The sequence below is a fragment of the Neisseria wadsworthii 9715 genome, assembly GCF_000227765.1.
GTDB classification, from domain to species: Bacteria; Pseudomonadota; Gammaproteobacteria; order Burkholderiales; family Neisseriaceae; genus Neisseria; species Neisseria wadsworthii.
Map to the genome: position 1 here is coordinate 2432425 of NZ_JH165159.1, position 13998 is coordinate 2446422.

General features: G+C 52.4%; 11 protein-coding genes. 3 read left to right on the forward strand and 8 right to left on the reverse strand.

Annotation, left to right across the window (positions count from 1 at the left end):
* The first annotated feature begins 322 nt into the window (after positions 1 to 322).
* Positions 323 to 1837, forward strand: coding sequence for a polyamine aminopropyltransferase (locus HMPREF9370_RS11315; protein ID WP_040667226.1), 1515 nt, complete (start codon positions 323 to 325; stop codon positions 1835 to 1837).
* Between the two features lie 122 nt (positions 1838 to 1959).
* Here HMPREF9370_RS11315 and HMPREF9370_RS11320 read toward each other — a convergent pair whose 3' ends face one another.
* A complete protein-coding gene (locus tag HMPREF9370_RS11320; RefSeq protein ID WP_009117664.1) occupies positions 1960 to 2556 on the reverse strand; it encodes a uracil-DNA glycosylase family protein in 597 nt (198 codons plus the stop codon).
* 168 nt (positions 2557 to 2724) lie between these two features.
* Between HMPREF9370_RS11320 and mmsB the strand changes: the two genes are divergently transcribed.
* Positions 2725 to 3636 carry a 3-hydroxyisobutyrate dehydrogenase gene (gene mmsB / locus HMPREF9370_RS11325; RefSeq protein ID WP_009117665.1) on the forward strand — a complete coding sequence of 304 codons (912 nt, stop codon included), beginning with the start codon at positions 2725 to 2727 and terminating at the stop codon, positions 3634 to 3636.
* Between the two features lie 468 nt (positions 3637 to 4104).
* Here mmsB and HMPREF9370_RS11335 read toward each other — a convergent pair whose 3' ends face one another.
* The 3 genes from HMPREF9370_RS11335 to HMPREF9370_RS11345 all read right to left on the reverse strand — a co-directional run bounded on the left by HMPREF9370_RS11335 (position 4105) and on the right by HMPREF9370_RS11345 (position 8267).
* On the reverse strand, positions 4105 to 5604 hold the full coding sequence (locus HMPREF9370_RS11335) for a CoA-acylating methylmalonate-semialdehyde dehydrogenase (RefSeq protein WP_009117667.1): 1500 nt from the start codon (positions 5602 to 5604) through the stop codon (positions 4105 to 4107).
* A gap of 71 nt (positions 5605 to 5675) precedes the next feature.
* The gene (locus HMPREF9370_RS11340; RefSeq protein WP_009117668.1) at positions 5676 to 6833 is read right to left on the reverse strand and encodes an iron-containing alcohol dehydrogenase; all 1158 of its coding nucleotides are present in this window, start codon (positions 6831 to 6833) and stop codon (positions 5676 to 5678) included.
* 42 nt (positions 6834 to 6875) lie between these two features.
* A complete protein-coding gene (locus tag HMPREF9370_RS11345) occupies positions 6876 to 8267 on the reverse strand; it encodes a GntP family permease (protein ID WP_009117669.1) in 1392 nt (463 codons plus the stop codon).
* Between the two features lie 311 nt (positions 8268 to 8578).
* On the opposite strand from HMPREF9370_RS11345, the gene HMPREF9370_RS11350 reads away from it, so the two are divergent.
* Entirely contained in the window at positions 8579 to 9355 is a 777-nt protein-coding gene (locus HMPREF9370_RS11350) for an IclR family transcriptional regulator (protein WP_009117670.1), read from the forward strand.
* A gap of 99 nt (positions 9356 to 9454) precedes the next feature.
* Here HMPREF9370_RS11350 and HMPREF9370_RS11355 read toward each other — a convergent pair whose 3' ends face one another.
* The 4 genes from HMPREF9370_RS11355 to HMPREF9370_RS11365 all read right to left on the reverse strand — a co-directional run bounded on the left by HMPREF9370_RS11355 (position 9455) and on the right by HMPREF9370_RS11365 (position 13843).
* On the reverse strand, positions 9455 to 10483 hold the full coding sequence (locus HMPREF9370_RS11355) for a virulence RhuM family protein (RefSeq protein WP_009117671.1): 1029 nt from the start codon (positions 10481 to 10483) through the stop codon (positions 9455 to 9457).
* A gap of 141 nt (positions 10484 to 10624) precedes the next feature.
* The gene (locus HMPREF9370_RS12355) at positions 10625 to 10972 is read right to left on the reverse strand and encodes an HrgA protein (RefSeq protein ID WP_009117672.1); all 348 of its coding nucleotides are present in this window, start codon (positions 10970 to 10972) and stop codon (positions 10625 to 10627) included.
* On the reverse strand, positions 10969 to 11520 hold the full coding sequence (locus HMPREF9370_RS12360) for a hypothetical protein (RefSeq protein ID WP_009117673.1): 552 nt from the start codon (positions 11518 to 11520) through the stop codon (positions 10969 to 10971). The genes HMPREF9370_RS12355 and HMPREF9370_RS12360 overlap by 4 nt, the downstream gene beginning before the upstream one ends.
* A gap of 34 nt (positions 11521 to 11554) precedes the next feature.
* A complete protein-coding gene (locus tag HMPREF9370_RS11365; protein ID WP_040667229.1) occupies positions 11555 to 13843 on the reverse strand; it encodes a Tex family protein in 2289 nt (762 codons plus the stop codon).
* Between the last annotated feature and the right edge of the window lie 155 nt (positions 13844 to 13998).

Genomic DNA, 13998 nt, shown 5'->3' on the forward strand with positions numbered 1-13998 from the left:
TGGCGCCGCCGAACGGAGCGGGGTTTTCGGTGAAACAAGGCCGCTCCCGGAGCGAAGCGACTAGCGGCCGCCCCGAAAATCCCGCGCAGTGAGGGCAGTTTGCGCAGCAAACCGGCAACCGCGGTCGCCTTTCTTTGCTTACTTTCTTTGGCGAAGCAAAGAAAGTAAGTGGCCGCGCGGCCATGAAGCGCAACCGCAACCAACGGCGCAACAGTTTATGGCAAGTCTGCTTATACTTAAATAACACAATGCCTGTCTGAAACCCATGTTCAGACAGGCATACTGTTATAATCCCTTTCTCACCAAATGCCTGTCTGAAACCATGAAACTCAACCGCACCCTGATTATCTCCGTGTTCATCGTAGCCAGCTGCGGGCTGGCCTACGAGCTGATTATGGCGGCGCTGGCCAGCTATCTTTTGGGCGACAGCATTTTGCAGTTTTCCTCCATCATCGGGCTGTATCTTTTTGCCATGGGCATCGGGGCGCACTTAACCAAATACATCAAAGACGAAGACGCGCTGGCGCGCTTTATCGAAATCGAGCTGCTGGTGGGGATTATCGGCGGCGTGTCGGCGCTGGCGCTATTTGTGGCGTTCGGGCTTTCCGCCGCGCCGTTCCGCACGCTGCTTTACGCGCTGGTGTTAACCGTGGGCACGGTTGTGGGCATGGAAATCCCGCTGGTGATGCGGGTGCTCAACCAGCAGCAGGCCGATTTTAAAGAACTGGTTTCGCGCGTGCTCACTTTCGACTATCTCGGCGCGCTGGCCGTGTCGCTGCTGTTTCCGCTGGTGCTGGCGCCCAAGCTCGGAATGGCGCGCTCGGCTTTGTTGTTCGGCCTGCTCAATGCTGCGGTGGCGGTGTTGACCGCCAAAATGTTCAAAAGCCAGCTGCCACGTTACCGCGCCATCCAAACCCGCGGCGTGTTTGTGTTACTGATTTTGGGCTTGGGCTTTGTTTACGCCAATAAGATTACATTCAAGGCCGAACAAAGCTATTTCAGCGACCCGATTGTGTATGAAAGCCACTCGCCTTACCAGCGCTTGGTGGTCACGCGCTGGAAAGACGACACGCGGCTTTACATCAACGGCAACCTGCAATTTTCCTCGCGCGACGAGGCGCGTTACCACGAGGCTCTGGTGCTGCCGGCCATGCAGATGGTGCCGAATGCGCAAAACATTCTGATTCTGGGCGGCGGCGATGGGCTGGCCGCGCGCGAAGTGTTGAAATACCCGCAGGTGAAGAAGGTAACGCTGGTCGATCTCGACCCGCATATGACCGACACGTTCAAGCATTCCGGCGAATTGAGCAAGCTCAACAACCGCTCGCTCAGCCACCCGAAGATGCATATTGTGAACGCCGACGCGGCCAAATGGCTGGAGGAAACCGGCGGCAAGTTCGACGTGATCATCATCGATTTTCCCGACCCGGCCAATTTCTCACTGGGCAAGCTTTATTCCGTGCCCGTTTACCGGCTGGTTGCGCGCCATCTCGCGCCCAACGGCTTGATTTCCGTGCAGTCCACTTCGCCCTATTTCGCACCCAACGCCTATTGGTCGATCGTGGCCACGCTCGAAGCGGCGGGGCTTTACACAGCGCCGTATCACGTTTATGTGCCCTCTTTCGGCGAGTGGGGATTTGTGTTGGCGGGCAGAGAAAATCACTTCCCTTTGCCCGAAAAATTCGACGTGGCCACCCGTTTCCTCAACGGCCAAACCGCCGCCGAAATGTTCCGCTTTCCGCCCGACATGGCGCGCCGAAAAGTAGAGCCGAATTTCTTAAACACACAGATTCTGGTGAGCTATTTCGAGCAGGATTGGGGCAATGTAATGCGCTAAGCAAATGCCTGTCTGAACCGTCATACTCGGGCTTGACCCGAGTATCTCCTAAACTTACCGGAGCTCAAGATACTCGGGTCAAGCCCGAGTATGACGGCATCGTTGTTATGTAAGCGGATTAACTATAACAACAAACCGATTTCCGCAAAAAACCGCCCGTAAATCTCGGCCTTTTTCTCCAAAGCCAGCGGATAGGCCCGCGAAGAAGACGGCAGGCGGTATAAACGCAAATGCCTGTCTGAAAACGCCGCCTCGGCAAACCCGCCGATTTTCGGCTTGCCCGTATCGGGCGGCATCAAAGAAAGCAAAGTATCCGTTGCCAACTCGCCGGTTGTCATCACTGTTCGGCAAAGCGGCATCTGCGCCAACAATCCCTGCAAATCCACCGGCTCGACAATCTGCAAAAACTTATCCGAAGCATTGCCCTGCAAGCGGATCACCTTATGCGCCGTATCGCTGATGGCAATGCCTTTATCCGCCAAAAATGCCCGCAACAGCTTTTCTTTAAACGTTTTCCCGCCTGCTTCGACAAAATAATCCTTATTACCGAAAAACACCAAACCGAAAATCCGCCACATATCGTTTTGAAAATTCGGATAATAAAATTCCATCTTCCAACGCGCACGCGGCGGCGGGAACGAGCCGAGCATCAAAAGCTTGGCGTTTGCAGGCGTGAAAGGGGGTAAGGGGTGGGTTTCGATTAACAGATGTTCGTCCATGGTTTTCAGACAGGCATTCTCAAAAGGGCTCCACTATAAACAATAAACCGCTTAAATTCCAACTTCATCATTTTTCATGATTAAATGCATAAAATAATACAATTTGTATCAAATAGCGGAACTTTGCTATGTTTAAAGTGGCAAAATTCGTAAGCAAAGGAGAAAACCATGTCTGAAAAAATCAAAATCGTGTTTATCGGCTTGGGCAATATGGGCGCACCGATGGCGGCCAATCTGGTGAAAAAAGGGTTTGACGTAACCGTGTTTGATTTGAACCAAGAAGCAGTTGCCAACCTGGTTGCCCAAGGCGCAAACCAAATCGACAGCCTGTCTGAATTACCAGAAAACACGCAGCTGGTTATCAGCATGTTGCCGGCAGGTGCGCATGTGCGCAATGTATATCTGGGCGAACAGGATAACGGATTGTTCCCTAAATTGGCCTCGGGCAGCCTGGTAATCGATTGCAGCACCATCGCCGCCACCGACGCGCGCGAACTGGCCGAAGCGGCCGCCAAACACGGCATTGCCTTTTTGGATGCGCCCGTATCCGGCGGAACGGCAGGCGCGGCAGCCGGCACCTTAAGCTTTATTGTGGGCGGCAGCGCCGAAGATTTCGAGCGCGCCAAACCCGTGCTTGAAGCCATGGGCAAAAATATTTTCCACGCAGGCAGCCACGGTGCGGGGCAGGTAGCCAAAATTTGCAACAATATGCTGCTCGGCATTTTAATGGCCGGCACGTCCGAAGCCATCGCGCTGGGTGTGAAAAACGGCTTGGATGCGAAAGTGTTGTCCGACATTATGTCGAAAAGCTCCGGCGGCAACTGGGTGCTGAATGTGTACAACCCTTATCCTGGCGTGATGGAAAACGCGCCCGCCGGCCGCGGCTATCAAAACGGCTTCATGGCCGCCTTAATGCTGAAAGACCTAAACCTCGCCCGCTCGCTGGCCGAATCCTGCGGCAGCGACACACCGATGGGCGAACAGGCGCTGGCGCAATACAACCGTTTTGTCGAAACCCACGAAGGCCAGTTGGACTTTTCCGCCATTATTGATTTATACGAGCCGGGTTTGGTGAAATGATTTAAAGCGTTATCAACCACGATGAATGCCTGTCTGAAAATGGGTTTCAGACAGGCATTGTGTTGTGGAAATTCTTCAATAACAAATTAAAAATCATAAATTTAGGGTGTATCGCCCTAAGCCATTCGAAATCTGTGCTGAAACCGCTTTTTCCGCTGGCGCCGCCGAACGGAGCGGGCTTTTCGGGGGAACAAGGCCGCTCCCGGAGCGAAGCGACTAGCGGCCGCCCCGAAAATCCCGCACAGTGATGAGGGCAGTTTGCACAGCAAACCGGCAACCGCGGTCGCCTTTCTTTGCTTACCTTCTTTGGCGAAGCAAAGAAAGTAAGTGGCCGCGCGGCCATGAAGCGCAACTTTCAACAACAGTTTCATCATGCTCGGATCAGACCTGAATACGACGGTGTAACAAAAATGCCTGTCTGAAACCTATTTTCAGACAGGCATATTCAAATCAGTTTAAATCTTGATCTTAACCCAGCGTCGGCATTGAGAATACCGCGCCTTCGCGCACTTCGGAAGTCGGCCAGCGTTGTGTGATGGTTTTTCTGCGGGTGTAGAAACGCGCACCGTCGCGGCCGTAAGCGCCTAAATCACCGAAGCTCGATTGTTTCCAGCCGCCGAAGCTGTGGTAAGCCACCGGCACAGGCAGCGGGATATTGATGCCGACCATGCCGACCAAAATGTTGTCGGCAAAGTAGCGAGCGGCTTCTCCGTCACGGGTGTAGATGCAGGTACCGTTGCCGTAGATATGTTTGTTAATCAAATCCATGGCTTCCTGCATGGTTTTCACACGCACCACTTGCAGCACCGGGCCGAAGATTTCTTCCTGATAGCTGGTCATCTCGGGGGTAACACGGTCAATCAACGTACCGCCCAGATAGAAACCGTTTTCATAGCCCGGCACGGACGGATTACGCCCGTCCACCACGATGGTTGCGCCCTGCTCTGCGGCACTGGCGATATAGCCTTCCACTTTTGCTTTGTGCGCGGCGGTAATCAGCGGGCCGAAATGGTTGCTGGCATCGGAAAATGGGCCGACTTTCATGTTTTTCATGCCTTCTTTGATGCCTGCTACCATGCGGTCGGCAATTTCGTCGCCCACCGCCACGGCTACCGACAAAGCCATGCAGCGCTCGCCCGACGAACCGAATGCGGCGCCAAGCAGCGAATTTACCACATTGTCCAAATCCGCATCCGGCATCACGATAGCATGGTTTTTCGCGCCGCCCAAAGCTTGGCAGCGTTTGCCGTGTGCTGTGGCGGTGCTGTAAATATATTTGGCAATCGGGGTGGAACCGACAAAACTGATGGCTTGAACGCGCTCGTCGGTCAGCAGCGTATCCACGGCTTCTTTATCGCCGTTTACTACATTCAGCACGCCGTCAGGCAGGCCTGCCTGCTGCAACAGTTGCGCCAAAAAGAGGCCTACGCTCGGATCGCGTTCAGAGGGCTTCAATACGAAAGTATTGCCGCACACAATCGCCAACGGGAACATCCACAAAGGCACCATAGCCGGGAAGTTGAACGGGGTAATGCCCGCCACCACGCCCAAAGGCTGGAAATCACACCACGAATCGATATCGGGGCCTACGTTTTTGCTGAAGTCGCCTTTCAAAAATTCGGGGGCACCGCAAGCGTATTCCACATTTTCAATACCGCGCTGCAATTCGCCCGCCGCATCATGCGAAATTTTGCCGTGTTCCGAGCCGATCAGCTCGCAGATTTTGTCGCGGTTTTGCTCCAGCAGCTCTTTATATTTGAACATAACACGGGCGCGCTTCATAACCGGTGTTTGCCGCCATGCGGGGAACGCGGCTTGTGCGGCTGCAATGGCTTCTTCAACCGTGGCTTTGGAAGCCAACGACACCTGTTTGCTCACTTCTCCGGTGGAAGGGTTGTACACATCTTGGGTACGTGCTTTGTCTTCAATGATTTTTCCGTTGATAAAATGACCGACAATTTGGCTCATGTTGTTTCTCCTGGTTTAAAGTTTCGGCACATCCATACCGTTTCAATTCATAAACATAAAGATCTACCCGGCTACCATAGCTGGCGGTAGATGGCGATAATCTCTTCTTTTTCGGGTACGCGCGGGTTATTACCGGGCGAACCGGAAGCCAAAGCCTGCTCGGCCATGGTTTCCACCACTTTGTCGAATTCGGCTTTCTCTACACCGAATTGCGCCAAAGTGGGCACATTCAATTCCCGGTTTAAAGCAACCAATCCCTCAAGCAGCTTCCGGTTGGCCGTGGCCGTGTCGTCGTCATGCGAAGCGAATCCCGCCGTGCGCGCGCATTCGGCATAGCGCTCCGGCGCGGCAGGCACGGAATAGGCGGTAACGGCAGGCAACAGCATGGCGTTGGACAAACCGTGCGGCACATGGAAAAACGCACCTATCGGCCTGCTCATGCCGTGCACCAACGCAACCGACGCATTGGAAAACGCAATGCCCGCCAGAGTCGAACCCAGCATCATGGCTTCGCGCGCGGCAAGATCGCTGCCGTTGTGGTACACCTTGCGCAAATTGCCGCCGATCAGTCTCATGGCAGCCAAAGCCTGCGCGTCGCTATACGGATTCGCTTTTTTGCTCACATAAGCTTCGATGGCATGGGTAAGCGCGTCGATGCCGGTGTCGGCGGTGGTACGCTGCGGCACGCTCACGGTCAGCTCGTAGTCAATCACTGCCGCCGTGGGCATAAATCCCAAGCCGACGCACAACAGTTTTTCGCTGGTGGCTTCATCCGTGATGATGGTAAAGCGCGTACATTCCGAGCCTGTTCCCGCCGTGGTGGGCACAGCAATCAGCGGCAGGCCGTGTTCGTTCACTTGGCGCGGAAATTTGTACTCGCGTATATTGCCGCCGAACTTGCCCAACACGGCAATGGCTTTGGCGCTGTCGATCGGGCTGCCGCCGCCTAAAGCGATAATGATGTCGTAATTGCCGTTTTTTACCTTTTCCACACCTGCCTCAATCGAAGAATCGGTAGGCTCAGGCACGGTATCGTCGTAAATATCGGCTTTGAGGCCGTCTGAATTCAGAATATCGCAAACCTGTTGCACATAGCCGAGCTGAACCATCATCTTGTCGGTTACGATCAAAGGTTTGCTGCAATCTAAAGTTTTTACCAGCTCCGGCAGCTTTTCGCAGGCGTGCCTGCCGATGTGCATAAAACGGGGTAATACAACTTGTGCGGACATAATTCCTCCTATTTATCTACCGTCTTTATTTTCAGACAGGCATTAAAACGAACCGAATAGGGTGCCCAGCCCAACCACGGCAGCCAAAGCAATCAGCGGCACAATCACAGCAACCACTAAAATATCCAAATAAGATTCCCTGTGTGTCAAACCGCAAATCGCCAGCATGGTAATCACAGCACCGTTGTGCGGCAGCGCGTCCAAGCCGCCTGATGCAATTGATGCCACACGGTGCATCAGCTCTAGAGAAGTGCCGGTTTGGTTCGCCATCCGCACATAAGTTTCGCCCATCGCGCTGAGTGCGATACTCATACCGCCGGAAGCCGAGCCGGTAATACCTGCCATCACGTTCACCACAATCGCTTCGGAAATCAAAGGATTATCCGGAGAAAGCCCGATCATAAAATCGCGCAGGATGATAAAGCCCGCCAAAGTAGCAATTACCGATCCGTAACCCACTTCGGATGCCGTGTTGAAAATCGGCAGCAATGAACCCATCGCACCGTCATTGAGCGACTTTTTCAAGTTGCGCCAGTATTTCATGTTGGCAAAAATCAGAAACACACATCCTGCCACCAAAGCCGCGATAATCGCCCACAAGCCGACCACCGAATTCAGGGAAACGCCGCCGAATTTTTTATCGGCCAAATAAGCCGTATCCATAGCGGGGAAAATAAACTTGGTTAACGCGTAGTTCAACGCAATTACCACAATAATCGGTACCAGCGCTTTGGCCAAACCCGGCAAATGCTTGAAATCCTGCTCTTTCACATGGCTGTCGTGATGATTGCCGTAGCCCTCGCCCGCTTCCGCCGCATGCTTGAGGCGGCGGTTGAGCCACATCATGCCGAAAATAAACATAATCACCCCGGCAATCACACCCAAACCCGGAGATGCAAACGCATCGGTTTGGAAATAAGGAATCGGAATGGCATTCTGAATAGAAGGCGTACCCGGCAGGGCGGTCATGGTAAACGTGAGCGCACCCACCGAAATAGCGCCGGGAATCAAACGCTTGGGAATATCAATCTCACGGAACAAAGCCGCCGCAATCGGGTACACGGCAAAAGTCACCACAAACACCGACACCCCGCCGTAAGTCAAAATGGCCGAAGCCAACACAATCGACAGCAAAGCTTTCTGTTTGCCCAATTTATCCACCAACGTATGTGCGATACTGTGCGCCGCACCGGAATCCTCCATCAATTTGCCGAAAATCGCGCCCAATAGAAAAATCGGGAAAAACTTAATCGCAAATCCGCCCATCCCCTGCATAAAAACCTGCGTGTACGTACCCAAAAGCTCATTCGAAGGCGCACTAAACAACACCGCCAACATTGCCAACAAAGGCGCCAAAATCAACACGCTCACACCCCGATAGGCCAACACCATCAAAAGCACGAGTGAAAGCACAATGCCTGTCAAACTCAACATAATCGGTTTCTCCTTCCATTTCCCATTTATCGGACCGGCTGCACCAAAGCTTATTACCCACCGGCTGCCGGCTTATTCTTATTGCTGCGGATTTTCCACAGCATTTTTTTGATATAAATTTTACTAATTTGAAACAATTTGTATCGTTTTAAACCGATTATAAAAACAGCAAAGCTTAGGATAAAATCATAATTTCTAATGTTTACAATCAGAATAAGTTATATATAATTGATTTTGAGCGTTTTAGATTCATAAATCAGCTTATTTCACAACAGCTTATCTTTAATGATTTCAAATAGAAGGAAAGAAAATTGGACACGTCTTCCGGCAGAGGTTCATCCATCACACGCGTTTTGGAAATTATCGAAGCAGTGGCCGCCGCAGACCGCCCGCCCACACCGCAAGATTTGATTCAAGATTTGGATATCCCCAAACCCAGCCTGCACCGCCTGCTCAAGCTGCTGGAAAACGAGCAATTTATCCAAACCGATTTGCAAGGCGGCATCGTGCCCGGCATCCGCTCATTAAGATTGAGCGTCAACATTTGGCAAAGCAAACACCATCAAGCGGAACGGGTAGCAATATTGGGCACACTTTCCGCTAAAATCGGCGAAACCTGCGGCATCAGCGTGCCCAACGGCAACTGTATGTCTTATACCGACCGCGTACAAACCAACTGGCCGCTACAAGTTTACCTACCCAGCGGCACACAAGTACCGCTGTATTGCACAGCCGGCGGCAAGCTCTACCTCAGCTCCCTATCCGCATTAAAACGAAAACGGCTGATCGAACACATGCAACCCACCCGCATGACACAAAACACGCTCACTGACCCCACAGCCTTAGAACAAGCCATAAAAAAAATCGGCAAAACCGGCATCGGCTTTGACGATGAAGAATTCATTTCCGGCATGGTCGGCTGCTCCGTGCCCGTGCTTGATGCCGACGGCCAATTTATCGCCGCCCTATACACCCACGCCCCCACCATCCGCAAAAGCCTCAACGACCTACTCTCTTTCGTTTCCGATATGAAAGCAGCCTCGGAAGAAATCAGTAAGCTTTTGTTTCAAGAACCTAAATCTGCTTAGTTTAAAAACCATAAATGCCTGTCTGAAACTTTTTTCAGACAGGCATTTGTAGTTAAACCACTTAATCCCCGATACAAAGCAGCAACGCCATGACAAACTTTAAGTTTGTTTGCGATCTTCAGACTTTTTAGCTTGCAGGCGCAATAATTCGGCGATGTCGCCCTCACCCCGCTGCTCTTTGATTTGACGCTGTACAGCCATATAGCGTTCGTATTCGGCTTCTGCTTTGGCATCGGCCTGTTTTTTGCTGATTTTTCCTGCTCCTTGCAGCACTTCACGGTCGTTAAACGCTAAAAATTGATCCAGCTTTTCCGTCCAATCCTTTAAAAACACCTGCTTTTTTCTCTGTGCCTGATCTTCGGCAAAATCCAGCCACATAGTGACTATGCGGTTTAACTGGCTGATTTCTTTTTCGTTTAAATAGTTTTTGGCTGTTTTAATGTTTTTTTTACGAACCTCACCATCAGTAATATGCGTTAAGCCCATCAACGGCTTAGATGCATCCGCACGCCGATAAACCAGCTCCGCAGCGGTATGCCCGGTCGCTGCAAAATGCAGCTTGTTTTGAATGGTTTTAAAAAATTGCGTGGTTTCTTTAAAGCTGGGCTGATAATCCGCCGCCAGCGCAAAAATTTCCCGCACGCGCAGATACACCCGTTTTTCGCTGGCGCGGATATCGCGGATGCGCTCCAGCAATTCATCAAAATGATCCGGTGCAGGCAATGTGCCGACCGGCGGATTTTTCAGGCGCTCGTCATCCAGTACAAAACCTTTTTGCAGATATTCGCCCAAAGTGCGTGTCGCCCATTGGCGGAACTGCGTACCGCGCGAAGAGCGTACGCGGTAGCCGACGGCGATAATCATCGGCAGGGAATAATGGGCGACTTCGCGGCTTACCTGCCGTCCGCCTTCGGTCTGAACTATTGAGTAATACTCAATAGTTGCCCGTTCCTCCATTTCTTTTTCAGCCAATATTGCTTTGATATGCTTATTGATATTGGAAACGGTGGTTTGATACAGCTCCGCCATTTCCGCCTGTGTCAACCACAGCTGGCCGCCCAATTCGCGTAAAACGAATTGGGAGAGACCGTCTGAAGTGGTGTAGAGGATTAGGGTGTTGTCGGTCATGGTGCACATTTGCTTTTTTGAGTGGCATCTGTTTGATGCCGAGCCTGTTTATTTGGATTACATCACAACTTGAATGCCGGATTAGCTGGCAGAGATGGAGTGTCAGCAATATCGGAATCAATGCATAGAATCGTATTTTCCTCATTGATTCCAATTGTTTTCAACGATTTTTCCCGATTGAAAATAAATGGCCACATACTCAATAAATGTTTGGAAATCGGTATTTTGTTCCACAATGCGATTGACTGACTGCCAGTCAATTTGTTCTTTGCGTTTGGCGGGCAGCCAAATTTCACTGTCGCTCCATTCTTGGGTGTTCAAAATGATTACGCCGATGCCGTGCAAGGCTGACAAAATGCGCAATTCTTGCTCGGTATGTTCACCGACAATAGCGGTGGTGACCAAATATCCCTCGTTGGCCCAACCAGAATTACTGACCGCCTGAAAAAAACTTTCCCGTACATTGCTGCCATTGAGTTCCCGTTTCACTCAAACGACCACAACAGAACATGTTGTCCCGCACCCAATTGGGCGCATTGACGCACGTCGTTCTGCCATGCTTTATCCAATGCCTGCATCGCAACAATATCCGGATGCAGCCAATGATTGCCTCTGCTACCACGATTGTTTTTGGAGCGTTTTTCGTCAATTCGCAAACCGTATAAACCTAAATTCGAGGACAAAAAACACATCATCAAAGGATACAGGTCTTGCTCCGAGGCGGCATAGGCGGATTCATCCACGACCAATCCATTATCTTGTTGGTGGCTTGGATCAAACCAAAACAAACGCGGGCGTGGTTTGTCCTGCATACGGATGGCGGGACATAATTTCAGTACAGCACCTTTGTGCGAACCGATTTCCGACACGACTTGTTGGATAAATGCTTTTCCATCAGCAAATTTAGATTTTTTATTTTGATAGTCATGCGGATATTGTTCTGTAATGGCTTGGGCAATTTGGCGTGCCGTGAATTTCCGCAGCGGATTGGCTTGTAAAAATTCAACAATTTTCTGAGGTTGGCTGGATTTTCCCATCTTGAGCACCTTGGCAATATCGTATTGATGAAAATTACTTCTTCAACTTCGCAAACGCATCCGCCATGGCTGAATTGGCCGGTGCCTGTTCGCGCTGGCTACGCCGGTTTCTACCGCTATCACTGCGTCGGTTTTCAGACGGCCTGCCATTTCTTGCCGAAGCGCCGCCTGCTTCGTCGTCCAAGCGCATGGTCAGCGCAATGCGTTTGCGCTCGGCGTCGACTTCCAGCACTTTCACTTTGACGACGTCTCCGGCTTTCACCACTTCGCGCGGGTCTTGGACGAATTTATTGGATAAGGCGGAGATGTGGACGAGGCCGTCTTGGTGGACGCCGATGTCGACGAATGCGCCGAAGTTGGCGACGTTGCTCACTACGCCTTCCAAAATCATGCCGACTTGTAAATCGCTGATTTCGTTGATGCCTTCGGCAAAGGTGGCCGTCTGAAATTCGCCGCGCGGGTCGCGGCCGGGTTTTTCGAGTTCGGCGAGGATGTCCATGATGGTGGGCAGGCCGAATTGGTCGGTGGTGTAGCTGGTGGGCTTGATTTGTTTGATTTTTTCGCGGTTGCCGATGAGGTCGGCGGCTTTGATGTGCAGGTCGTCGAGCATTTTGGCGACAACGGGGTAGGCTTCGGGATGGACGGCGGATGCGTCCAGCGGTTCTTTACCGCCGTTGATGCGTAAGAAGCCGGCAGCTTGTTCGTAGGTTTTTTCGCCGAGGCGTGGTACTTTGAGGAGTTTTTTACGGCTGTCGAATGCGCCGTTTTCGTCGCGGTAGGCAACGATGTTTTGCGCCAGCGTGCTGTTGAGGCCGGAAATGCGTGCGAGCAGAGGGGCGGATGCGGTGTTTACGTCCACGCCGACGGCATTCACGCAGTCTTCCACCACGGCATCCAGCGATTTGGCAAGTTGGCTTTGGTTAACATCGTGCTGGTATTGACCGACGCCGATGGATTTGGGGTCGATTTTTACCAATTCGGCCAGCGGGTCTTGCAGGCGGCGGGCGATGGAGACGGCGCCGCGCAGGGAAACGTCCAGCTCGGGGAATTCTTTGGCTGCCAGCTCTGAGGCGGAATAAACGGATGCGCCGGCTTCGCTGACCACGATTTTGTGCAGCCCCATTTGAGGCAGGCCTTTGACCAATTCGCCGGCCAGTTTGTCGGTTTCGCGGCTGGCGGTGCCGTTGCCGATCGCAATCAGTTTCACGCCGTGTTGTTTGATGAGGCGGGCAAGGGTGGCTAAGGCGTTGTTTTCTTGGTGCAGATAGGCAACGGCGGTGTCGAGCAGCTTGCCGGTGTCGTCCACTACGGCCACTTTGATGCCGGTGCGGAAGCCGGGGTCGAGGCCCATGGTGGCGAGGCGGCCGGCGGGGGCGGCGAGCAGCAGGTCTTTGAGGTTGCGGGCGAACACGGTAATGGCGTCGGTGTCGGCGGCTTCTTTCAGACGGCCTAAGGCTTCAAGCTCCAGCGAGAGGAAGATTTTGGCGCGCCATGTGAGGCGCACGGTGTCGCGCAGCCATTTGTCGGCAGGGCGGCCTTGATCTGCGATGCCGAAATGTTTGGCGATGATTTTTTCGTATTCGCTCTGCTCAGTAATCGGGATTTCGTCGGGTTGGTATTTGAGGGCGACTTGCAGCACGCCTTCGTTGCGGCCGCGCAATACGGCCAGTGCGCGGTGGCTGGGCATGTTGCGGACGGGTTCGCGGTGGTCGAAATAGTCTTTGAATTTTTCGCCGGCATCTTCTTGTCCGGCAACCACTTGGGCGTGGATTTCGGCTTCGTTCCACAGTTTTTCGCGCAAGTTGCCGAGCAGTTCGGCATCTTCGGCGAACTGTTCCATCAAAATGGCACGCGCGCCGTCGAGCACGGCTTTGGTGTCGGGCACTTGCTCGTTCAGATAGGCTTCGGCGGCGGTTTCGGGGTTTTCAGACGGCCTCTGCAATAAGCTGTCGGCCAAAGGCTGCAAACCGTTTTCGCGGGCGATTTGGGCTTTGGTGCGGCGTTTGGGTTTGTAGGGTAGGTAGAGGTCTTCGAGCGCGGTTTTGTTGTCGGCTGCTTCGATGGCCGTCTGAAGTTCGGGCGTGAGTTTGCCTTGTTCTTCAATGCTTTTTAAAACGGTTTGCTTGCGCTCTGCCAATTCGCGCAGGTATTGCAGACGCTCGGCGAGATGGCGCAGTTGGGTGTCGTCCAGTCCGCCGGTAACTTCTTTGCGGTAGCGGGCGATAAAAGGCACGGTGGCTCCGTCGTCGAGCAGTTCGACGGCGGCTTGGATTTGGGCGGCGGTGGCGTTTAATTCTGATGCGATGGTGGAAATGATGTTCATAGTGAAGGTTTTGAGGCTGAAAAAAAAGAAAAGAATAGCGGTTTTAGGGAGGTTTGGCAAAGGGAAAGGTCTTCTTAAAGAAGGTGAAGTCGTGAACCTATTCTAGCACCGTCCATCACTAGTTATCTTCAATATAGAAACTCTTAAATAGCTAT

Coding starts and splice junctions, on each gene's coding strand:
- HMPREF9370_RS11315 (WP_040667226.1), top strand. CDS start 323: ATGAAACTCAACCGCACCCTGATTATCTCCGTGTTCATCGTAGCCAGC.
- HMPREF9370_RS11320 (WP_009117664.1), bottom strand. CDS start 2,556: ATGGACGAACATCTGTTAATCGAAACCCACCCCTTACCCCCTTTCACG.
- mmsB (WP_009117665.1), top strand. CDS start 2,725: ATGTCTGAAAAAATCAAAATCGTGTTTATCGGCTTGGGCAATATGGGC.
- HMPREF9370_RS11335 (WP_009117667.1), bottom strand. CDS start 5,604: ATGAGCCAAATTGTCGGTCATTTTATCAACGGAAAAATCATTGAAGAC.
- HMPREF9370_RS11340 (WP_009117668.1), bottom strand. CDS start 6,833: ATGTCCGCACAAGTTGTATTACCCCGTTTTATGCACATCGGCAGGCAC.
- HMPREF9370_RS11345 (WP_009117669.1), bottom strand. CDS start 8,267: ATGTTGAGTTTGACAGGCATTGTGCTTTCACTCGTGCTTTTGATGGTG.
- HMPREF9370_RS11355 (WP_009117671.1), bottom strand. CDS start 10,483: ATGACCGACAACACCCTAATCCTCTACACCACTTCAGACGGTCTCTCC.
- HMPREF9370_RS12360 (WP_009117673.1), bottom strand. CDS start 11,520: ATGGGAAAATCCAGCCAACCTCAGAAAATTGTTGAATTTTTACAAGCC.
- HMPREF9370_RS11365 (WP_040667229.1), bottom strand. CDS start 13,843: ATGAACATCATTTCCACCATCGCATCAGAATTAAACGCCACCGCCGCC.